Origin of the sequence: Mycobacterium sp. GA-1199 (assembly GCF_001500045.1) — a bacterium.
In the GTDB taxonomy this organism is placed as follows: Bacteria; Actinomycetota; Actinomycetes; order Mycobacteriales; family Mycobacteriaceae; genus Mycobacterium.
Genome location: NZ_LQIX01000045.1, coordinates 95,384 through 117,730, shown reverse-complemented (window position 1 = coordinate 117,730; position 22,347 = coordinate 95,384). Strand labels below are relative to the sequence as shown.

Below are 22,347 nucleotides of genomic sequence, written 5' to 3'. Positions count from 1 at the left end.
GTCGACGCTGTCGAAAGTCCCATCAGAGGTTCGCGTTGCCGGCCTTCCACTGATCCCACGGAATGTTCCAGTCACCGAGGCCGTCGGTGCCCGGCAGCGTCGAGCCCACCGTATTGATGATCTCGACGACGTCCCCGCGCTTGGAGTTGTCGTGGAACCACCGCCCGTTGCTCGTGCTCACGTTGATGCAGCCGTGGCTGACGTTGCTGTAGCCCTGGCTGCCCACCGACCACGGCGCGGCGTGGACGTAGATGCCGCTGTAGGAGATCTGGGTGGCCCAATCCACCTCGGTGCGATACCCGTTGGCGGAGTTGACCGGAACACCGTAGGTCGACGAATCCATCACCATGTGCGAGCGCCGGTCACCGACGATGTAGACACCGTTGTTGGTGGGCGTGCTGTTCTTGCCCATCGACACCGGCATTGTCTTGACCACCTCGCCGTTGCGCTTGACCGTCAGCGTCTTTGTGCTGTCGTCGACGGTGGTGATGACCTCATCGCCGATGGTGAAGCTCGTGCTGACGTTCTCCTGGCCGAAGAGGCCGTCTCCGAGATCGACGCCGTAGGTGTTCACCGCGACATCGACCTTCGTACCGGGCTTCCAGTAGTTCGCGGGCCGCCACCGCACCTCCTGGTTGCTCAGCCAGTAGAAAGCGCCCTCGACCGGCGGATCGGTCTTGATCTTGATGGCCTTCTGCGCGGCCACCCGGTTGGTGATGATCTCGTCGAAGCGGACGGCGACCGGTTGTCCGACGCCGACCACCTCGCCGTTGTTGGGCAGCACGTACGGCATGGTCAGGTTCTCGGGCGAGTGGGTCTCGAAGGACATCCGCCTGGTCGTGGCGCCGCCGAGCCCGAGCGATTCGGCCGTGAGCGTGTAGCGCTTGTTGTAGCCGAGCGGTTCGGTGGTCGACCACTTCAGCCCGTCCGGGCTCAGCGCACCCGCGACCGACTTGCCGGACTCGTTCACCATGGTGACCGCCTCGAGCACACCGTCCTCCGCGCTGACGGTCACCGGCGAGTCCACACTCACGCCCACCGCGCCGTCGGTCACCGAGGCCGTCAGCTTGGGGACGAGCAGGTCGCCGAACGGGGTGCCCTTGTCGTCGATCACCTGCGGTTGCGGTGGCGCGGAGTTACCGCCGCACGCGGACAATCCGAGCGCCAGCACCGGGATCAGCGCAACGGTCACCAACCATGCACGTCGACGCGGACGGGCCACTGAACGGACTCGCCACATTGCTTACTCCACCTCACAACCAGGACTACGGATCGATGATTCTTGGCAACGAGTCTAAGGGCAAAATCGAGTCCGGGTTGCGACGCGGACGCTGTCGAAGCGACGCTGGAGGCGGAGATTTCGTCCTGCGCAGCAAGTCCTGTTATTGTCGCAGCCGCGCGCCGTTAGCTCAGTTGGTAGAGCAGCTGACTCTTAATCAGCGGGTCCGGGGTTCGAAACCCTGACGGCGCACCAGCTCTGATTCGATTGCGACCGTGACAGTCCGTCACGGTCGCGTTCTTTTCCGCCGTCTCGCGGGCCGGCGCCCCCGCGGCCGACGCCGCCAGATTACAGTTGCGTAAATTTGGCGACGAATTTGCTGCCCCGCCTGGAAAGTGTGCTGCGGCCTACATAAGGCACCTTATGGAGACGAGGATCTCACCTTCTGCGCCGTTGCGGAGACGCTCTTTAGCTGAGATTTCCACGGTTCAAGCTGCGATAAGAGTCGATGGTCTGCTACAGTCCCGTTAGCTGATCTACGAGAAGCGCAATGCCAGCAAAAACCCGAGAGGAAACAGGGACTTAGCTGATGGCCCAGCCAAGCGGTTCATTTGCGGCAGACGGAGCGGGCGCAGGCGCACCCGCCGAAGTCACTGCCCAAATTCCGGTCGCGGTCTACAGCTGCAACCGGCTCGGCCGGGTTGCCAATCCCCCTGGCTTTTCGTTCTCCGACTTGTTCCGCTCGACGCGACGGCGCTGACAGCGCTCGCTCAGCCCTGCCGAATGCGGCGCACGACGAGCACGAGCGCCACGATTCCGACACCGGCAAGCGACACCGCCACTGCGGGTTTCGTCACAAATCGGATGGCCGCCGACTTCGCGTCGTCGAGCAACCGGCTGGGGTTGGCACGTTCGGCGAGGGTGTCCACCGTCGCCGCGAGTTGGTCCCGAGCTTGATCGATGTCCCGCTTGATGGTCTCGGGATCGCGATCTGCCACGTGCGCCTCCAAGCCGTCCAAGTCGGTGCCCTGCGATAGAGCCTGCCGATCTACCCTAGAGCAGCCCGCGCTCGCTGTAGCGCACCGGTCGACAGAAGGGATGCCCGCGCGTGCCACAGACTCCGCGACTCGAGGTCGGCGACAAAGCCCCTGCGTTCAGCCTGCCCGACGCCGACGGCAACACTGTGAAGCTCTCCGACTTCAAGGGCCGCAAGGTCATCGTGTACTTCTATCCGGCGGCCTCGACCCCGGGCTGCACCAAACAGGCCTGCGACTTCCGCGACAACCTCCATGAACTCAGCGAGGCCGGACTCGACGTCATCGGCATCTCACCGGACAAGCCGGAGAAGTTGGCCAAGTTCCGCGACAAGGAGAAGCTGACCTTCCCGCTGCTGTCGGACCGGGACCGCGAAGTGCTCACCGCATGGGGCGCATTCGGGGAAAAGACGCTGTACGGCAAGACCGTTCAAGGTGTCATCCGGTCGACGTTCGTCGTCGACGAGAAGGGCAAGATCGCCGAGGCGCAGTACAACGTCCGCGCCACCGGACACGTCGCCAAGTTACGACGCGACCTGTCCGTCTGAGCGGTTCTCGCCCAACCGGGCCAACAGCAGGGCCTCGGACACGGCCGCGCGTTCCAACACGCCGAGGTGCAGGCTCTCGTTGATGCTGTGTGCTTGTGTCTCAGGGTCTTCCACACCGGTCACCAAGATCTTGGCCGACGGGAACGCCGCGGCGAACTCGGCGATGAACGGGATCGAACCGCCGACACCGGTGTGGACGGGCTCGGCGCCCCACGCCTCGGTGAAGGCCGCGCGGGCGGCGTCGTAAACCGGCCCGCTGGCGTCGATCGCGTAGGGCTGTCCGTGGTCACCCGGCGTGACCGTCACCTGCGCGCCCCACGGCGTGTGCTGTTCGAGGTGGCGCGTCAACGCCGTCATGTGCTGTTCGACGTCGGCCCCGGGTGCGATGCGCATGCTGACCTTGGCCCGGGCGCGAGGGATCAAGGTGTTGGACGACTTGTCGATGGGCGTCGTGTCGATGCCGATGATGGTGATCGCGGGTTTGGCCCACAACCGTTGCGGCACTGAGCCCGAACCGATTTCGGATACGCCCGGCAGCAGGCCGGTTTCTTCGCGGACACGTTCGGCCGGAAAGTCCACGTCGGCGGCCACACCTTCGTGCAGGCCGGCCACCGCCACGTTGCCGTCGTCGTCGTGCAGGCTGGCCAGCAGCCGCACCAGCACGCTCACCGCGTCGGGCACGACGCCGCCCCACAGCCCGGAGTGCAGGCCGTGGTCGAGCGTGGCGACCTCGACGACGCAGTCGACGAGCCCGCGCAACGAGACCGTCAGCGATGGCACCTCGGTGCTCCAGTTGTCGGAGTCGGCGATGACGATCACATCGGAGGCCAGGGTGTCGTGGTGTGCGGCCAGCAGCCGTGACAGTGACGGGGAACCCGACTCCTCCTCCCCTTCGACGAACACGGTGACACCGACGGGCGGATTGCCGCCGTGTGCCCGGAAAGCGGCCAAATGCGTTGCGATGCCGGCCTTGTCGTCGGCGGTGCCCCGACCGTAGAGGCGCCCGTCGCGCTCGGTCGGTTCGAAGGGTGGCGAAAGCCACTGCGCCGGATCACCTTCGGGTTGTACGTCGTGGTGGGCGTACAGCAGCACCGTCGGCGCACCGGCCGGCGCGGGATGGCGCGCGATGACGGCGGGCGCACCGCCCTCGCTGACGATCTGCACATCGGCGAAACCGGCGTCGGTCAACAGCTTCGCCACCGCCTCGGCGCTGCGCTGCACCTCGCCGCGCCGCCCCGGGTCCGCCCACACCGACTCGATGCGCACCAGGTCTTCCAGATCGCGTCGAACCTCGGGCAACACCTCATGCACCAGCTGCACCAGATCGCTCATGGCGACGACACTAGCGGGTCAGTCACCCACCGCGAGCGACCCCAAACTGCCAGCAAAGCGCGGCGTGTCGGCGTGCAGACGCGGTCGCTCGCGGAAGTTTGGGTCAGCGCTCCTCGAGGATGGCGACCGCCGCGGCGGTGTCGGCCTCGTGGGTCAACGACAAGTGGATCGTCACGTTCTTCAAGTGCTCGGCGATCGCGCCCGACAATCGCACCTTCGGCCGACCCCACATGTCGGTGATGACCTCGATGTCGCGGTGGATACCCTCGGGCAGCACCGGCCGCTTGGCGAACCGCGACCCCGACCACGCCTTGATGACGGCCTCCTTGGCCGCCCAGCGCGCGGCCAGATGCCGCGCCGCCGACGAACTCTTGTCGGCGGCGTCGCGCCGCTCACCGGGGGTGAACGTCTCGGCGAAGACCGTCCCGGGCTGGTCGACCTGTTCGGCGAACTCGGGAATGGAGACCAGATCGATCCCCACCCCGACTATCGCCATGGGCCGAACGCTATCTCATACCCTTCGCTGGTCGGGCAAGCGTTCATCGCCCGCTTCCGCCGGGCACGTACACGTCGTCGTCGCCGAGCCGCGACGCCGGATCGAGAAGCATGTCGGCTTCCTGCCGCTTCTCAGGTGCGTCGTGGCCGAACCGGCGGTCGGCCGGCCTCTCGTACAGCGACTTGCCGCCGGCGATCGCCGATGCGAGCCGGTGTTGGCCGGCCAGCACCCGGGCATCCGCACGCTGCTTGTAGTCCGCCCGCTGCTCGGGGCTCAGCGCGGCCAGGAAGGCCTGCGGGTGCACCAGCGCGATCAGACCGGACACGTGGCCGAAGCCCAGGCTGGTGATCAGCCCCGCCTTGAGCGGGAACGAGCCGCCGAAGTGCAGGGTCTCCCGCAACCACACCATGTGCGCGGAACCGGCGAGCTCGTCGTCGACACAGTCCAGGCTGCGGTTGGGCGGAATGACGCCGTCACGCAGGATCTGGCACAGCCCCATCATCTGGAACGCTGCCGCGCCGCCCTTGGAGTGACCGGTCAGGCTCTTCTGCGACACCACGAACAGCGGTGCGCCCTCGGAGCGGCCCAGCGCGTCGGCGAGCCGCTCGTGCAGCTCGGTCTCGTTGGGATCGTTGGCCAACGTGGACGTGTCGTGCTTGGACACCACCGCGATGTCGTCGGGTCCGACGCCGAGCTCGGCCAGCGAACTCGCCAGCTGCGACTTGCGACCGCCGCGGCCGGCGGCCAGCGCACCGAGGCCGGGCGCCGGGATCGAGGTGTGCACACCGTCGCCGAACGACGACACGTAACCCACCACGGCGAGCACGGGCAGCCCCATCTTGAGCGCGAGATCACCGCGGGCCAGCAGGATGGTCCCACCGCCCTGCCCCTCGACGAACCCGAGCCGACGACGATCGTTGGCGCGGGAGAACTTCGAGTCGCTGATGCCACGCGCACGCATCATCGCGGTGTCCGCGGTCGCGGCCATGTCGCCGAACCCGATGACCGCCTCGAGTGTCGTGTCGTCGTATCCGCCCGCGACCACGAACTCGGCCTTGCCCAACTTGATCTTGTCGACGCCCTCCTCGACCGAGATCGCCGCCGTCGCGCAGGCCCCGACCGGGTGGATCATCGCCCCGTAACTGCCGACATAGCTCTGGACGACGTGTCCGGCGATGACGTTCGGCAGGACCTCCTGCAGGATGTCGTTCGGCTTGTTACGGCCCAACAGGTTGCCGTGGTACATGGTCTGCATCGACGTCATACCGCCCATGCCGGTGCCCTGCGTGCTGGCCACCAGGCTCGGATGCACCCAGCGCATCAGCTCGCTCGGGGTGAAGCCCGCCGACAGGAACGCGTCGACTGTGGTGACGAGGTTCCAGATCGCCAGCCGGTCAATGGAGTTCATCATCTCCTGGCTGACGCCGTACACCATCGGGTCGAATCCGGTCGGAATCTGCGCGCCGACAGTGCGGGACAGCTTGACCTTGCGCGGAACCCGAACCTCGGTGCCCGCCTTGCGGGTCACCTGCCAGTCGCCGCTGTCGGGCACCGGGGCGATCACGGTGTGCTCCGGATCGAACGTCAGGAATCCGCGGGCCTCGGCCTCCGACGACACGACGAAGGTGAAGTCCTTGTCGAGGAAGACCGAAACCAGAAGCGGCGACGCGTGATCCGGGTCGATCGCTCCGTCGTCGACCCACTCCCGGATGCCGACCCGCTCGACCACGGCGTCGTGGTAACGCTCCACCAACTCGCCCTCGTCGACCAGCTCGCCGGTTTCGGTGTCGTACCAGCCCGGTGTGGGATCGTCCTCCCACTTGACCAGTCCGGTCGTCCACGCCAGCTCGAGAACGCCGGCGGCCGACAACTCGTTCTCGACCTCCATCTCGAAACGGGTGCGCGAGGAACCGTACGGCCCGAGTTCGGCGCCGCCGACGATCACCACCATGTCCGCGGGATCGATGTCGAGGTCGGCCCACTCGGGCGCCGGCGCGGACTTGTAACCGCGTGGCGGCGACGGCAGGGCACGCACGGTGCCCTCGGGATCGGTTTCCTCGGTGTGGCTTTCGGTCACCATCTCTTCGCGGGCCTTGGCGGCCAGCTCGGCCATGTCGATGTCGACATCGGCCAGCCCGCCGGTGAAGTCCGCCTGCAGCGGCTCACGCGCCGCGGCCACCTTGGCCTCGATGTCGCACAGCCCGAGCAGCATGCCCGCCATCTCGTCGGTGGTGAACGTGCGCACACCGGCCTCTTCGACCGCACCGACGATCGCGTCGTTGTGGCCCATCAGGCCCGTGCCCTTGGTCCAGCCGATCAGCGCGTGCGCGAGCGAGACCCGCTGCGCCCACGACGATTCGGCCTTCCACCGCGAGACCAGCGCGTCGAGCGAGGACTTCGCCTCGCCGTAGGCGCCGTCACCACCGAACATGCCGCGGTTCGGTGAGCCGGGCAGCACGACGTGCAGGCGTGCGGCGATGTCGCGCTCGGCGCCGATGTGGGACAGGCCGGCGATCAGCCGCTGCACGGCCCACAACAACACCTTCATCTCCATCTCGGCGCGCGACCCGGCATCGGACAGGTCGCCTGCCACCCGCGGCGCGGCGAACGGGAACAGCAGCGTCGGCGTCTGAGCATCCTTGATGTGGATCGACTGCGGCCCAAGGCTTTCGGTCTGCTCGGTGCCGACCCACTGAACCAGCGCGTCGATGTCGGTGTAGGAGGCCATGTTGGCGGGCACCACCCACAACTTGGCGTTCCAGCGGGCGTGGTCGCGGTAGAGGGTGCGGTAGAACGCCAGCCGGTCGTCGTCCAGTTTGGACGTCGTCGCGATGACGGTGGCACCGCCGTCGAGCAACTGTGCGACCACCGACGCGGCGATCGAGCCCTTGGACGCGCCCGTGACGACGGCGACCTCGTGGTGGTAGCGGCCGGTGTCCGGGTTCTCGGCACCCGCGGCCGCGCGCCCGTACAGCGAGGCGTGGATGTTGCGACCCGCCGCCAGCGCCTTGCCCTGCCACCAGGTGGCCTGCGTTCCGACCACGTGGCCGGCGCCCTCGAAGCGTTCCGAGAGTCGCTGCCAGTCCCTGTCGATCTCGTCCTCGTCGTACAACCACAGCCGGGCCAGATCCTCGCGGGCGCTGGCCCAGCGGTCGTCGAAGAGCACCGCCTTGCGGCCGTCGAACACCGGCGCCACCAGACGCGGCCAGTCCGAACCCAGTTCGGCGGTGACCAGATCGATGAGCTCGGCGTCGCTGGCTTCCGGCACCGGCACCGGGGTGTCGAGGCCGAGTTGACCCAGGATCATCCGCGCCGCCGAGGCCAGCACGCCGTCGCGGCCGGTGACCCGTTCGGCGAACTCGGTCAGCGCGGCGGAGTCCACCACGCCCCCACTGCTTCCCGCCGCCGACGGCAGCGACACCGCCACACCGCGACGGGCCGCCACCGAGGCGACCGCGCTGTCGATGACCTTGTCGACGGTCCCCGCGTCGGCCAGCGCGCCCTCGTGCAGGCCGCCCAACTCGCCACCGCGCACGCTGGTCCCTTCGCGGGTCCCCAACGCCACCTCGACGGTCACGTGCTTGATCCAGCCCGGGCCCAGCTCCCAGGTCTTGGTGACCCGCTCGCCGATGTAGGCCGGACGCTTACCCGACGGTCCGAAGACCGTGCGCAGCTGGTCGTTGACCGAGTCGGACATCACGGGGCCGAACGGCTTGTAGGTCCTGGCCAGCTTGGTGACCTGACCCTTCAACGCGGCCAGGTCGGCTTCGCCCGCCCCATCGATGGCGCCGAGATTGAGCTCAGAACCGAGGTCCACCAGCAGCTGGTTACGCCGCGACGACGCACCGTCGGTGATCGACTCGATGGAGTCCAGCGGTTCGATCTGGTCGATGCGCATCTTGGCCGACAGCGCGATAAGAGCCATGGTGGCGTCGGCCGCGTCGAACGTCAGATCGTCCGGACGGGGCCCACCGGCGGGTGCTGCCGGCGCCGGCGCCGGGGCGGCCGGTGCGGCCGCCTCGTCGGGTGCGGCGGGCTCGGCCGCGGGTGCCGGTGTGTCGTCGAGTTCGGGCTCCGGGTCGGTGTCGGTGGCGAACAGCACCGCCGCGTCACGCTCCGAGTTCAGCACTTCGGTTGTGCTGTGCGAGTATTCGGGCAACTTCAACGTGTTGGCGGCCAGCCCCGCGACCGTCGGCGCGGATTTCACGCCGATCTCGACGAAGCGCTCGATCCCCAGACCGCCCGCGGCCTCCTCGATGAACAGCAGGTCCTGGGTCTCGATCCAGCGCACCGGGCTGGCGAACTGCCATGCCAGCAGTTCGATGACGATCTTGCGGCACAGCTCGCGCGGCTTCTCGTTTCGCCAGGTGTCGTAGTCGGCGAGGATCTCGTCGAGCGGCTCGGCCGGGACCAGATCCCGGATCTCCTGAATGAAGTCGCGATCGAGCGTGAAGGGCCGCGGCACCAGGTTCGGGATGTACTTCCCGATGATCAGATCCGGGTCCTGATCGCGCGGCATCACCCGCTCCAGGGAGCGGCGGAAGTCGGCGACGCCGACCCGCAGCACCGAGGAGTGGAAGGGCACGTCGATGCCCGGTACCAGGATGAATGAACGCTTGCCGCCGCTGATTTCGCGGCGTCGCTCGACCTCCTCCTCGAGCGCTTCGAGGCCGCGCACGGTGCCGGCGATCGCGTACTGCGAACCGCGCAGGTTGAAGTTCACGATTTCTAGAAATTCACCAGTGCTCCGGGAGACGTCAGCAACAAATTGTTTGACGTCGGCGTCGTCCAGGTCGATCTGGGATGGCCGGATCGCGGCCAGCCGGTAGTTCGACCGGCCGAGGTGGTCGCGCGGCACGATGTCGTGCATCTTGCTGCCGCGGTGGAAAACCACCTCGAGCAGCGCCTCGAGCTCGTAGACGCCGCTGACACACGCGAGCGCGGTGTACTCGCCGACGGAGTGACCGCAGGCGATCGCGCCCTCGACGAACGCGCCCTGCTCCCGCATCTCGGCGACCTGGGCGGCGGCCACGGTCGCCATCGCGACCTGGGTGAACTGCGTCAGGAACAGCACACCGTCGGGATGGTGGTAGTGCACACCGCTGGCGATCAGGCTGGTCGGGTTGTCACGCACCACGTGCAGCACCGAGAAGCCCAGCGTCTCGCGGGTGAACTTGTCGGCGCTGTCCCACACCTTGCGGGCCGCCTTCGACCGGGCCCGCACCTCCATGCCCATGCCTTTGTGCTGGATGCCCTGGCCGGGGAAGGCGTAGACGGTCTTGGGCGCGGCCAGCTGCGCCGTCGCCGACATCACGAGCTCACCGGCGACCTTGGCGCTGATCTCGAGAATCTCGGCGCCGCGGTCGATTCCGACTCGGTCGACGCGGAACTCGATGTCGTCGCCCGGCAGCACCATGCCCAGGAACCGCGACGTCCAGCCGACCACCCTCGCCGGCGGGGCGGGCCTGCCGTCGGTCGCGGCCACCACGTGCTGAGCCGCGGCCGATAGCCACATGCCGTGCACGATGGGCGATTTGAGGCCCGCGAGCAGGGCGGCGGCGCGGTCGGTGTGGATGGGGTTGTGATCCCCCGACACGACAGCGAACGCGCTCATGTCCGTGGGTGCGGTGACCGTCACGTCACGACGGCGACGACGCTGGGTGTCGGTCGCATTGTCGGTGATCGCACCGCCGGCGCGCGGCGGGTCGCCCAGTTCGGCGGCGCCGGTGCGTCCGCGGATCGCGAACCGTTCCTCGAGCTCGGCCAGCAGCGTGCCCTCTCCATCACGGATCTGCACCGACACGGGTACGACTCGGCCATACTCGGTGTCGCTGGCCGCCGAAGCCGTTGCGGTGACGGTCAATTCGGCCCGCTCCTTGGGCATCTGCGTCAACAGATGCGCCGCGTGATCGAGGTGGACCAGGCTCAGCAGGCCCTCCACGACGGGGAAACCATCGTCGGTGACGGCCGCGCCGATCGCCGCGAACACCGCGGGCCAGCAGTAGCCGACGAGCGCGTCGGGCACCAGCGTCAGGCCCGGCGCCAGCGGCGCACCGAACGCGGCGGTGACGCCGGTGTGGTCGGCGACCCGTTCGGGATCCCAGTCCGCGGTCACCGTCGCGGTGTTGTCGTGCACCGGGGGCAGGGCGTCGGGTCCGTCCACACCGGCGGCGATGGCGAGCACGGAACGCATTGCGGCCGAAGCATCTTCGACGGTGACGACCGGCATGCCGCCGTTGACGGTGCATGAGGGCAGCGTGAACGGGATGTCGATCCAGATGTCGGACAGCGGGACGCTCAGCGTCACGCGCTCACCGCTGAGCTCGAGGCGGGCGCCGGTGGACGGGTGGGTTGCGTTCCGGTTCTCGTTGGCCTGCCATTCGTCGGGAGCGCCGATCCGATGGACCGGGTTGATCGCGACGCGGCCGGCCCACAACACGTCGGGCGAATCCAGCACCACCGCAAGCGGACCGGTGACGTCGGCCCGTGCCTGCCGGCGCGAGACCACCGGCACGGGCTGCCCGTTGACGGCCACCGCCTCGTCGATGGCGGCCTGCTCGAAGCGGTCGAGCAGTTCACCGACCGGCTCGTCGACGCGGGTGATTCCCGCGACGGCCTGGGTACCGGGAATGATGCACACCTGGTCGGCGGTGTAGCGGGCGTCGTGGGCCTGCCACAACGAGTCACTGCGCCACCACCGCCGAACGTCCTTGTCGATCACCGGGACGAAGTTCACCGGCTTACCCGGCTTCTTGCACAGCGTGACGAACCACGGCACATCGGCCGGGTGCAGCCGCAGCGCTTCGGCCTCCGGGTAACGCGCCACCAGGATCTCGATCGAGCGGGCCGGATCGTCCAGCAGCGCAGCGTCATTGAACAGCGTCGGGATCGGGCCCGAGTCATGCGGATGGAGGCGGGCTTCGGCACGGTGCAACATATCGGAGAACCGCTCGCGCCAGGTGTCGGCCAACCAGGGACTGCCGGGCAGTTTGGTGTCGGCGGTGCTGTCATCGTCACCGATGGCCAACTCGACGTAGCGCTGCAGCCACTGCAGGTAGGTCATCTGCCCGATGTCGCCGAAGTACGGCTTGCAGGTGGTCGCCATCGCCGCGATGATCTCGTCGCGCCGCTCGGCCACCGCTTCGGCGTCACCGGCGACCTCGTCGAGCAGCCGGCCGCAGCGCGAGGCGGCGTTGTCGATCTCGTGGATGTCCGCACCGAGCTGGCTGCGGCTGGAAGCCATGCCGCCCTGGGCCTTTCCGGCGCTGATCCAGTGGTCTGTCCCGGTGGTCTCGACCAACATCTGCTTGACGGCCGGGGATGTGGTGGCCTCCAACGTCGCCATCGCCGCGGTACCCACGAGGATGCCGTCGACCGGCATGGCCGGGAAACCGTATTCGGTGGCCCAGCGTCCGGACAGGTACTCGGCCGCGCGCTCCGGGGTGCCGATTCCGCCCCCCACGCAGACGGTGATGTTCGACAGCTTGCGCAGCTCGCCGTAGGTGCTCAGGAGCAGGTCGTCGAGGTCTTCCCACGAGTGGTGCCCACCGGCGCGACCGCCCTCGATGTGCACGATGACGTCCTTGCTCGGCACCTCGGCGGCGATCTTGATGACCGACTTGATCTGGTCGACCGTGCCGGGCTTGAACACCACGTGCTTGATGCCGACGGTATTCAGTTCGTCGATGAGCTCGACGGCCTCCTCCAACTCGGGGATGCCCGCGGAGACAACGACACCGTCTATGGGCGCACCCGACTGGCGGGCCCGCTGCACCAGGCGCTTGCCGCCCAGCTGCAGCTTCCACAGGTAGGGATCGAGGAACAGCGAGTTGAACTGGACGGCGCGGCCCGGCTCGAGCAACGTGGTGAGCTCGGCGATGCGGTCTTCGAAGATCTCCTCGGTGACCTGCCCGCCGCCGGCGAGTTCGGCCCAGTGCCCGGCATTGGCTGCGGCCGCGACGATCTTGGCGTCGACGGTCGTCGGGGTCATGCCCGCAAGTAGGATCGGCGAACGCCCGGTGAGGCGGGTGAACTTCGTCGACAGCTTCACCGAACCGTCGGGCAGCGCCACGGTGGTCGGCGCGTAGCTCGACCACGCCGGCGGGACCTCGGGCTCGGCGCCGATCGTGAACAGGTTGCGCTGTCCCACCCGGGTGGCCGCGGGCACGATGCCCACGCCCAGCCCCCGGATGATCGGGGCGGTCAGCCGCGTCACGGTGTCACTGGGGCCGAGGTCGACGATCCACTTCGCGCCCGCCTCGTGCAGCCGCTCCACCTCGGCGACCCAGTCGATCGGGCGCACGAAGATCGCCTCGGTCATCTCGTGGGCGAGATCGGGGTCGATGCCGCATTGGGCCGCCCAGCCGTCGACCACCTCGACGCCGTCTGCCAGCCGCGGCGTATGGAAGCCGACCTCGACCTGCACGCCGTGGAAGACCGGGCTGAAGATCGCGCCACCGCGAACCTTGTTCTTGCGCTCGGCCTCTTCCTTCTCGGTGATCTTCGAGCAGTAGAGCTCGAACCGCCCGAGCTGCTCGGGGGTGCCGGTGATGACGACCGAACGCCTGCCGTTGCGGATCGACAGAACCGGCGGCAGCACCGTGCGTACATCTTGGGAGAACTCTTCGAGAAGCTCGGCGATGCGGTCCGGATCGACGTTGGTCACCGACACCATCGGCGACTTGTCGCCGCGCCCGACCATGCCGCGCCGACGGGACACCAAGGACCCGGCCGCCCCGATCAGCTGCAGCAGCGCCAGGAGTTCGGCGTCTTTGGCGCCTCGCGACCGCAAGGACTCGCAGGCCATGATCCCCTGCGAGTGCCCGGCCATCGCGACCGGCGGGGCGCCGTGCAGATCGAGCCCCTGGCGGACGGCGGCGCGGATCGCGGCCATCTGCGCCAACAGGATGCCCGGTCCGGAGATGGCCGCGGTGATGAGTTGCTTGGTCGCGGGCAGCGGCTCGTCGGCGGCCAGCGCACGCACCCACTGCAGCGGCTCGAAACCGATCGGGCGCACCACGACCAGTTCGCGTGCCACCGGCTCGAGGAGGAGCGCGGCCTCCCCGACCACCTCGCTGAGCTCCGACTCGATACCGGCCGAGCTGACCAACTCCTCGAGGTTCTCCAGCCACGAGCCACCCTGGCCACCGAAGGCCACGGCGTAGGGCTCACCGGAGTTCAGTCGATCGACGAGGGCCTGATTACCGGCATGGGCCGCTCCCGCGGTGCGGTCGGTGGTCACCCGGTGCTGCTCGTTGATCGTCACGTCTTGTTTTCTCCCTCTGTCCCGCGTCATGCTCGTCGTCGGCTGTCGTCTCAGAAGCTCCGATGGCTCCCGGCCTCCCTGCCACGGCGCCACGCGATTCGGCGTCGAATCCGGCTGGGTCCGGTCGGGCGGCTCTGAGGTCTCCCGAGGTTTTTCGCAACCCCGCCGAACCGCCTTCCGTGCACTCCAGCCGTACTAAGAGTGTCATAAGAAGGGCGCTTGGTTTCGCGCCCGAAATGGTTACTGACGGGTTCTACGCTCGGGTAACCCGCCGTTGGATAACGTGCGGTTCGACACCCGCCGAAGGCATTCGGGACAAACGTCCTGCATGAAGGTGGTTACGGTCGAGTAGCCAGAAGTGCCCTGATCAAGGCAGTTTTGTTATCAAATCGTTATAAAGAATTTTTCGACGTGTCTCACCAGCGGCGTCGCCGCGCTCAGACGAGACAGGCGGGTGTGATCTGTCTTCTCGACACCGTCGGCCACCGAGAGAAGTTTGCTGAAGGTACTTACTGATCGGTAAGGTTTAGTCCCATTGCCCAAATCGGGACTTGAGGATGTGGTTGATGTCCACGCCGACGCCTGCGATCGACCGGCTGTCGATCTCGACCTGATGCAGGTGGGCGGCCGCATGCGCGACCTTCCCCGGTGAGCCCCAGTTGTGCTGCCAGAAGTAGGTGCCGATGCCGTCCTGCAGCGCCCACTCGATCGTCCTCGAGTTGGCGTAGACGCCGACGCGCTGCTTGCCCACCACGGCTTCCCAGCCACGCAGGTACGGGACCACCTGCTGTTTGTACTGCTCGTAGGTCGGATTGTCATCGATCGATGCATAGATCGGCGCACCTTGAGAGCCACCGGCGGCGACATGCAGCTCCCATCCGCGTTTCGCGTGGGCCACACCGGCGTTCTGCCCGCCGAGCCAGTCGGCGGTGTCCTTCTTGCCGTACTGATAGCAGGACACGATCTTGAGACCGGCTTGGTGCAGGTCGCGCGCCTCTGCCAGCTGCATCGGCTTCCCCAGCATCCAGGCTCCGCCGGGTCGCCGGTCGGACACGTATCGAATCGCCCCCAGGGCACCCGCCGCCCGAATATCGCTGGCCTTGAGCACACCTGCGGCGTAGTCGAGAAGAATCCCGAGCGGCGCCGCTGGCACAGGAGCGGCCGCGACGGCCTGCACACCGGCGCCGACAGCGAGCGCCGCAGGCGCAGCCACCGCCCCCTTCAGGACAGCTCGCCGCGGTATCCGGCGTGATAATGACACGCGCCACAGGATACGACAGCAGTCACAACAATCACTCGGATTCACGGGCAACCGCGGTGTCATCCCCGGCGTTGCGGCGCGGCGTTGCCGAGCTAAGCCGAAACACGAAATCATCGGGGGCACGGTTCGACGATCCGCCGATCGACCCAGGAGTGCACCCATGGCGCGCAGGCCGGCCACCGCCGTGCGAGCGGGTCTGACCATCATCAGCAGTGCCGTTCTGGTCTTCGCGCTGACGACCGGATGTTCGCGCGCGCAACGCTCCCCCGGCGGCCAGGAGCCGCCGACCATGGAACCGCTCAGCTCAGTCGGCGAGGGCGAAGGCCGACTCAACCTGATCGCCTGGGCCGGCTACGCCGAGGACGGCTCGAACAACGCGCAAGCCGACTGGGTCACGCCGTTCGAACGGCAGACCGGATGTCAGACCGAGGTGACGCTCGGCGATACCTCCGACGAGATGGTCCAGTTGATGCGCAGCGGCCGATACGACGGGGTGTCGGCCTCCGGAGACGCGACCCTTCGCCTCATCTACGCAGGCGACGTGGCTCCGGTGAACACCGCACTCGTCCCCCACTTCGAATCGATCTCTCCGTTTCTCAAGGACCAACCGTGGAATGCGGTCGACGGTCGGATGTACGGCATCCCGCACGGGTGGGGCGCGAACCTGCTGATGTACAACATCGCGGTCGTGCAGGACGCGCCGGACTCCTGGGCTGCGGTCTTCGACGATGCCGAAAAATACCGCGGCAAGGTCACCGCATACGACTCGCCCATCTACATCGCCGACGCGGCGCTGTATCTGTCGAAGACGAGACCCGAACTGGGCATCGAAGATCCGTATTCGCTAAACGACCGACAGCTTGATGCCGCGGTGCAACTGCTCGTCGAGCAACGCAAGAACGTCGGCGTGTACTGGTCGGACTATCTCAAGGAGGTGGAGGCGTTCGAGTCCGGCGCCTCCGTCATCGGCACCACCTGGCAGGTGATCGCCAACACGATCGGCGCGCGCAACAGGGTTCCGGTCAACACGGTGCTACCGATCGAGGGTTCCACCGGTTGGTCGGACACCTGGATGATCTCGTCGAAAGCGGCGCACCCGAACTGCATGTACAAGTGGTTGAACTGGATCTCGACACCGGAGGTCAACGCCGAGGCCGCCGAGTTCTTCGGGGAGGCGCCCGCCAACGCGCGGGCGTGCGAGTACACGACCGAGCCCGACTTCTGCGACATCTACCACGCCACCGATGCGAGATTCGCCGCCAAGATCCACTACTGGACCACACCGCAGCGCAAGTGCGTCGACGGCCGCGGCGACGACTGCACCGACTACGACGAGTGGGTCCGAAGATGGCAGCAGATCACCGGGTGAGCGGACCGCGCTGATGAGGTCCGAACGTGCTGCCCACACCGTAGTTCGCGGCGGTGGTGGACATCTGGCGGTGTAGCGCCTCCTCCAGCCGTGTGGACACGACGCTGGTCCACAGGTCGCGGTACTCGCGCACCGTCCGCGTGAACTCACCGCCGCTGTCCGGCGTCGGCGCGTAGTCCGCACCGAGCCGTGCCGCGACGAAGTCGTCGAGGGCTTCGACGAACTGAGTCGCCAAGGCGTCGACCGGCCCGCCGGTGGCCTCGACGATGTGCAGCAGCGCGCGCACGGACCCGAGTTGATCCGCCGTCTGCGCCACCGCCGTTCGCACCGCGACATCGGTCAGAACGACGACGCCGTCGACGACCTCCGCCAGGCCGTATTCGACCAGTCGCCGCGCTTCCTCGCTGTCGGCGCCGATCGCCGGCCCGACCCCGCTCGTCTCTGCGCCCGCCGGTGTGTCCCCGGACTCCGCTCCGGATTTCGGACCCAGCACGGTCCGCTGGATTCCAAGGATGTCGGCGAGATCTGCGCCCTCACGCAGGCTGGCGAAGAACTCGGCGATATGGGCGGAGCTGAAGCCGCGACGATGCAGTTGATTGATCGTGCGCAACTGCGACAGGTGGTAGTCGTCGTAGAACGCCGACCGGCCGACCCGCCGAGGCGGGTCCAGCAATCCACGCTCACGGTACGCACGAATGTTGCGGGCGCTGACGCCGGAGATCTGCGCCAGCTCGTTGAGGCGATACTCAGCCAACGTCGCGAACCCCGGCGGCAGCTCGCGCCGGCTGACCCACGCCACGCTTCATGCGATCACTGTAACGGCTCCGAGGTTTGCCAGCGAACTACTGTCCCGCTGACCGCAGTCGGCCAAGCGGCCGAGCGCACCGCCCCTATCAGGTCTGATTATTGTCGCGCGTGGAAAAAACATGCGAACGAGTCGGGTTGCCAGCCAACTATGTATGGCACGGTGGTCACACCGGTGAGCGAATTCACCGCCGCGGGATTGGCGTTGTCGCACGGCCGTGCGGAACCATGGAAAAGTCAGACTTATCAATCGCCGGCGAGAAAGGTTCGGTGTGCGTCCCTGGATCGTCTGGGCCACCGGCCTGCTGGCATACATCGTCGCGGTTCTCGATCGCACCACGCTGGGCGTGTCCGGCCTCGATGCCGCAGAACGGTTTCACGCCAGCCCGAGCGTGCTTTCTACGTTCGTCGTGCTGCAGGTCATCGTCTACGCCGCGGCGCAAGTGCCCGCCGGGGTACTGCTGGACCGCTTCGGTTCCAAGACGCTCATCCTGGCGGGCGCCGCGCTGATGTCGGGCGGCCAACTCACGCTCGCGTTCACCGAATCGCTGCCCACCGCCATCGGGGCACGCGCGGTGGTCGGTCTCGGCGACGCCTTCACATTCATCTCGGTCCTGCGCCTCGTGCCGCACTGGTTCACCCCCCGCCAGGTTCCGCTGGTCACACAGCTGACCGGGATCTGCGGTCAGCTCGGCCAGGTGTTGTCGGCGGTTCCGTTCTTCGCCGTCCTGGATGCATGGGGCTGGACGACGGCCTACGTGTCGGTGGCCGCGGTCGGCGTCCTGTCGATGGCCCTGACCGCGGCGCTGGTGAAGAACACCCCGCACGGCAACGCGGTGGCCATCCGCACCGTCTCCGTGCGTGAGACGCTGGCCAGCGTCAAGACCGTCTGGTTACGGCCGGGCACCCGACTCGGGTTCTTCACCCACATGGGCACCCAGTTCTCGGTGACCGTGTTCGCGCTGATGTGGGGCGTTCCCTACCTGACCAACGCGCAGGGCCTGTCGGCCGGCGTGGCCGGGCTGATGTTGACGGTCTCGGTCGTGGCCGCCATTTCGGCGGGGGTGCTGATCGGCATCTTCACCGGGCGCCGACCACACCGGCGCTCCCGTCTGGTCCTGACGATCATCGCCAGCAACGCGTTGATCTGGACAGTCGTGCTGGCGTTACCCGGCAGGGCGCCGCTGTGGCTGCTCGTGGTGCTGATAGTCGTGATCTCGGTGGGCGGACCCGGCTCGATGGTCGGCTTCGACTTCGCGCGCACCTTCAACCCCAGTGCCACGCTGGGCACCGCGTCCGGCCTGGTCAACATGGGCGGCTTCATCGCCTCGCTGCTGGTGATGCAGGCGATGGGCGCCATCCTCGACGCGACCGGCGGCTTCTCGTCCGAGTCGTTCCGGCTGGCCTGGACCGTGCAGTACGCGATCTGGGCGTTCGCCGTCGTCGGCATCCTCATCACCCGGGGCAAAGCACGCCGGGTGATGAGGATCGAGCAGGAGCGGATGCTGTTGGAGGGGCTGGACACCCGCAGCGGCGGCGACTGAGTCGAACGATCCGTCAGCGGCCGCGGGCGGTCTCGCGGCGGTTGGCCTTCTTGATCGCCGAGACGAGCTCGTCCTTGGTCATCGACGACCGGCCCGAAACATCAAGGCGCCGTGCGATTTCCATGAGGTGCTTCTTGGAGGCGTTGGCGTCGACGCCCTCGGCGGTGTCGCCCTTGGCGTTCGGGCCGCCGCTGCGTGCGCGCTGATCGGACGGGCCCTTCTCGGACTTCGCCTCCCAGTGGTCGCCCACCTTCTCGTAGCTGTGCTTGAGCGCGCTGTAGGCGACGCGGTGCGCGCGTTCGCCCTCGCCGTACTCTTCGGCAGCGGCGTCGTGGGCCTTGGCGAAGGTCCGCTGGGCCTTGGCCTCAGACTTCTGCAGGGTGCTGGGCAGCTCGCTCTTGCGGGCGCTGCCACTCTTGGTCGTCTTGGGCATGCGAAAGGGCTACCCGGGCTGTGACGTGCCGAAACGGTCGGTGCCAAGATACGAGGGTGACCGTCGAGGAGCCCGAAACACCGACGTCCGCTGTGGCTGTCGTGCTCGCGGCCGGCCTGGGAACCAGGGTCGGCGCCGACGGCAACAAGGCCTATCTCCCTGTCGCGGGTCGGCCGATGGCCGCGTGGTCACTCGAAACGCTGACGAAGGTGCCGGAAGTCGATCGCATCGTGCTGGTGCACCGTAAGGGCGAGCTGGCGCTGGCTCGGGACATGGTTGCACGCGAATTGCCGACCGCCGATGTGGAACTCGTCGAGGGCGGCGACACCCGGCACGGTTCGGAGCTCAACGTTCTACGTCATCTGCAAACCGACATCGAGTCCGGACGCATCGACGTCGTGCTCATCCACGACGCCGCGCGGCCGATGGCCGGCGTCGAGATGTTCACCCGCGCGCTCGCGGTCGCCCGCCGATCCGGTGGTGCGATCCCGGCTTTGCCACTCCGGGACGTGGTGACCACCGCGCTGCGGCGGCCGGCCGACGGGTCCACGCTGGTTCGGGCACAGACACCGCAGGCCTTTCGGGCCGCACCGCTGCTCGCCGCGTACCGCAGCTCAGAACGTCACCGCTTCGAGGGCACCGACACGTCGTCGTGCGTCGAGGCGTTCACCGATGTTGCGGTGCAGACGTTTCCGGGCGAGCCGCACAACATCAAAGTGACCTACGCTCGCGACATCGCAACCGCCGAACATCTGTTGAGGACCCTCAACGTGCGCCGCGGCTCGCGATGACGGCCTCGAGGAGGGGGCCGTCGTGCGGCAGGTCGACCGTGACGGCCTCAGCGTAGCCGTCGACCGTAACGACCGGCACCTCCGATCGGATCGACTCGACGGCCTCGTCGAACTCCCCGACCGATCCGGCGATCAGCCGGCCGAGGTGCTCAGCAGCGAAACCTCGGGGGAATTGGACGGTCTGAAGCGTCGAGCGATCCAGTGAGGCGGTGACGACACCGTGCTCGTCGATCGCCTTCACACTGTCGGTGACCGACAGCACCGGCAACACGGCGGAAGCCCCCCGCCTCAGGTGCTCGACGACCCGATCCCGCAGCTCCGATGGGGTCAGGGGTTGCCGGACATCGTAGACGAGCACGTGTGACGCCGAAACCGGCTGGGCCACAACCCTTTCGAGCGCAGCGGCCAGGCACTGCGCCCGGGTGGCGGCGTCGGCGATCACCACGAGGCCGATGTCATCCGATCCGTCGTGAGCGAGTTGTGCGCGTACGACGTCAGCGAGCTGCTCGGCGACCGCCACCACGACCGCGGCGGGACCGGTGACCGCCATGCGACAGTCGTGCACGACGCGCGACAGGGGCGAACGGCCCGCCACCGGTTCGAGCGATGCGGCAGCGTTTTCAGCGGCCGGCACCGTCACCACCGCCGCGAGGGATTGGCCGGGGAGCGCCGTCACGGCGGCGACGCTACACGGGGTCGAACTTGTTGATCAGCCAGCGGCCGTCGGACTTCGTCAGGCCGACCTTGACCGCGCTTGCGGCGAAGGCGCCGTCCGGGTTCTCCTTGCTGACCGTCGTCTGATTGACGAAGACCAACACCACCGCGGTGTCGGGATGCATCTCGGCCACGCCGGCTTCCACAACAGCAGCGCTGGTTTTGACCTGCTTCTCTTTGACCGCCGGGGTCACGATCTGCTCGGTGAACTGCGTGTAGTAGTTCAGGAAGTCTCCCGTGAGGTGCGACTTCGCGTTCGTGAAGTCCTGCTCCATCGAGTCCGGGGCATACGACAGCAGCGCCACCGTGCCCGACTTCGCCGCTTCCAGGGCGACCCTTTGGGCGTCGGGATCGGTCTGCTGATCGGCTCGGAACTGGAAGAAGTAGAGCCATGCGGCCACACTTGCCGAAACCACCAACAGCAGTGTCAGCAGGATCGCACCGAGATGCCTCCGCAGACCACTCAGGGGTTTCGGGCGGCTCGTCTCGACCGCTTGCGTCTCCTCGGCCGCCGTCGACTCCGGTTCGACGGCTGTCGATTCCGGTTCGTCGGAGGCCGCGGTGTTCACGTCGGCCTCGTCGGGTTTGGTTTCGGCGCTCACGGTACGAACTCGACTTTCGACATCTTGATCTGGTCACCCTCGCGAACAAGATCCACCTTCAGGCGCCACGAGCGAGGCTCCTGATTGGCGCCTGCGGTATTGGTGACCCGGGAGGTGGCCGACACCAGCGCCGTGGCGTTGGTGTCGGTCATCGACGTCAGCGCGGCGGTGTTCACGGTGACCTCGGTGACCACCTTGGAATCCTTGGCGACCTGGGTGAAGTCCTCGGCCTGGGCCTCGAAGTCATCCCTGAACTGACCCGTCGAGTTGTCGATGATGCGCTGCACGTCTTCCTGGGCCCTGTTGAAGTCCAACGACATCAGGGTCACGACGCTCTGCCGAGCAGCCGCGGTGAATTCGGCGGTGCGCTGCTGCTCCTCCTGCGCCTGCCGGTGCTGCCACACCATGTAACCGCTCGCAGCGGCGAACCCCAAGATCAGCACGACGGCCGCGACCGCCGCGACGATCCTCCATCGAATCCGCGGCAACCGTGGGCGACGGCGCTTCGACGTCTCCGCCTGCGTGGTGGCGACGACTTCGTCATCGACCGCATCCTCGCCGGCCGCATCGGCATCTGCCGCATCGGTGTCGCCCGCCACCGGCTCGGGTTCGGTGCCCGTCTCGACGTCCGGGGATTTCGACTCGGGTGCGGTTTCCTCGGCCGGCTCGACAACCTCTGCTTTGGCCTCTCCGGAGCCCTTGCCCTCAGCGGCCTGCATGCGCAACCGGATGGCCTTGGCGCGAGCACGCGCGGCGGCGGCCATCGCCTCCGCCTCCGCCGCTTCGGCCTCCGCCTCCGCCGCTTCGGCCTCCGCCTCCTCGGCGAGGCGAAGGGCCTCGTCCGAGTCCGCCGACCGCTGCTCAGGGTCATCCTGCGGCGGTTTCTCGACGCGATCCCCGTCGATCACCGACTCGCGGCGCCTGAATGACGGCAC

The 22,347-nt window shown here is 67.5% G+C and carries 15 protein-coding genes and 1 tRNA gene; 5 read left to right on the top strand and 11 right to left on the bottom strand.

The features are described from left to right. Positions 1 to 22 precede the first annotated feature (22 nt). A complete protein-coding gene (locus AU198_RS20150) occupies positions 23 to 1,240 on the bottom strand; it encodes a L,D-transpeptidase (protein ID WP_064350338.1) in 1,218 nt (405 codons plus the stop codon). A 158-nt stretch (positions 1,241 to 1,398) separates the two neighbouring features. Here AU198_RS20150 and AU198_RS20145 point away from each other — a divergent pair. Continuing rightward, positions 1,399 to 1,474 (top strand) — tRNA-Lys (locus AU198_RS20145). A 515-nt stretch (positions 1,475 to 1,989) separates the two neighbouring features. Here AU198_RS20145 and AU198_RS20140 read toward each other — a convergent pair. Then, positions 1,990 to 2,217, bottom strand: coding sequence for a DUF3618 domain-containing protein (locus AU198_RS20140; RefSeq protein ID WP_064350477.1), 228 nt, complete (start codon positions 2,215 to 2,217; stop codon positions 1,990 to 1,992). A gap of 110 nt (positions 2,218 to 2,327) precedes the next feature. On the opposite strand from AU198_RS20140, the gene bcp reads away from it, so the two are divergent. Then, positions 2,328 to 2,801 (top strand): thioredoxin-dependent thiol peroxidase, encoded by a 474-nt coding sequence (gene bcp, locus AU198_RS20135; protein WP_064350337.1) that lies wholly within the window; start codon positions 2,328 to 2,330, stop codon positions 2,799 to 2,801. On the opposite strand, the gene AU198_RS20130 is transcribed toward bcp, so the two are convergent. The 4 genes from AU198_RS20130 to AU198_RS20115 form a co-directional block, all read right to left on the bottom strand. Further along, positions 2,778 to 4,133, bottom strand: coding sequence for a dipeptidase (locus tag AU198_RS20130; protein WP_064350336.1), 1,356 nt, complete (start codon positions 4,131 to 4,133; stop codon positions 2,778 to 2,780). The two genes, bcp and AU198_RS20130, sit on opposite strands and share 24 nt — an antisense overlap. 103 nt (positions 4,134 to 4,236) lie before the next feature. Then, the gene (gene acpS / locus AU198_RS20125) at positions 4,237 to 4,629 is read right to left on the bottom strand and encodes a holo-ACP synthase AcpS (protein ID WP_064350335.1); all 393 of its coding nucleotides are present in this window, start codon (positions 4,627 to 4,629) and stop codon (positions 4,237 to 4,239) included. A 43-nt stretch (positions 4,630 to 4,672) separates the two neighbouring features. Next, on the bottom strand, positions 4,673 to 13,894 hold the full coding sequence (locus tag AU198_RS20120) for a type I polyketide synthase (protein WP_064350334.1): 9,222 nt from the start codon (positions 13,892 to 13,894) through the stop codon (positions 4,673 to 4,675). 526 nt (positions 13,895 to 14,420) lie between these two features. After that, positions 14,421 to 15,107 (bottom strand): DUF1906 domain-containing protein, encoded by a 687-nt coding sequence (locus tag AU198_RS20115; RefSeq protein ID WP_064350333.1) that lies wholly within the window; start codon positions 15,105 to 15,107, stop codon positions 14,421 to 14,423. 208 nt (positions 15,108 to 15,315) lie between these two features. On the opposite strand from AU198_RS20115, the gene AU198_RS20110 reads away from it, so the two are divergent. After that, a complete protein-coding gene (locus tag AU198_RS20110; RefSeq protein WP_064350332.1) occupies positions 15,316 to 16,524 on the top strand; it encodes an ABC transporter substrate-binding protein in 1,209 nt (402 codons plus the stop codon). Here the strand turns inward: AU198_RS20110 and AU198_RS20105 are convergent. Continuing rightward, positions 16,514 to 17,323, bottom strand: coding sequence for a MerR family transcriptional regulator (locus AU198_RS20105; RefSeq protein ID WP_231744730.1), 810 nt, complete (start codon positions 17,321 to 17,323; stop codon positions 16,514 to 16,516). The two genes, AU198_RS20110 and AU198_RS20105, sit on opposite strands and share 11 nt — an antisense overlap. A 277-nt stretch (positions 17,324 to 17,600) precedes the next feature. Between AU198_RS20105 and AU198_RS20100 the strand changes: the two genes are divergently transcribed. Then, a complete protein-coding gene (locus tag AU198_RS20100) occupies positions 17,601 to 18,872 on the top strand; it encodes an MFS transporter (protein WP_064350331.1) in 1,272 nt (423 codons plus the stop codon). 13 nt (positions 18,873 to 18,885) lie between these two features. On the opposite strand, the gene AU198_RS20095 is transcribed toward AU198_RS20100, so the two are convergent. Continuing rightward, a complete protein-coding gene (locus tag AU198_RS20095) occupies positions 18,886 to 19,305 on the bottom strand; it encodes a ChaB family protein (RefSeq protein WP_064350330.1) in 420 nt (139 codons plus the stop codon). 56 nt (positions 19,306 to 19,361) lie between these two features. Between AU198_RS20095 and AU198_RS20090 the strand changes: the two genes are divergently transcribed. Then, complete coding sequence (locus AU198_RS20090) at positions 19,362 to 20,096, top strand: IspD/TarI family cytidylyltransferase (RefSeq protein WP_231744729.1); 735 nt, start codon at positions 19,362 to 19,364, stop codon at positions 20,094 to 20,096. Here AU198_RS20090 and AU198_RS20085 read toward each other — a convergent pair. Genes AU198_RS20085 through AU198_RS20075 form a run of 3 tightly spaced genes read right to left on the bottom strand, consistent with a single transcriptional unit; the run spans position 20,071 to position 22,347 of the window. Beyond that, the gene (locus AU198_RS20085) at positions 20,071 to 20,772 is read right to left on the bottom strand and encodes a 2-C-methyl-D-erythritol 4-phosphate cytidylyltransferase (protein ID WP_064350329.1); all 702 of its coding nucleotides are present in this window, start codon (positions 20,770 to 20,772) and stop codon (positions 20,071 to 20,073) included. The two genes, AU198_RS20090 and AU198_RS20085, sit on opposite strands and share 26 nt — an antisense overlap. Positions 20,773 to 20,782: 10 nt before the next feature. Next, the gene (locus AU198_RS20080; RefSeq protein WP_064350328.1) at positions 20,783 to 21,412 is read right to left on the bottom strand and encodes an Rv1363c family protein; all 630 of its coding nucleotides are present in this window, start codon (positions 21,410 to 21,412) and stop codon (positions 20,783 to 20,785) included. Beyond that, entirely contained in the window at positions 21,409 to 22,347 is a 939-nt protein-coding gene (locus AU198_RS20075; protein ID WP_064350474.1) for an Rv1363c family protein, read from the bottom strand. The genes AU198_RS20080 and AU198_RS20075 overlap by 4 nt, the downstream gene beginning before the upstream one ends.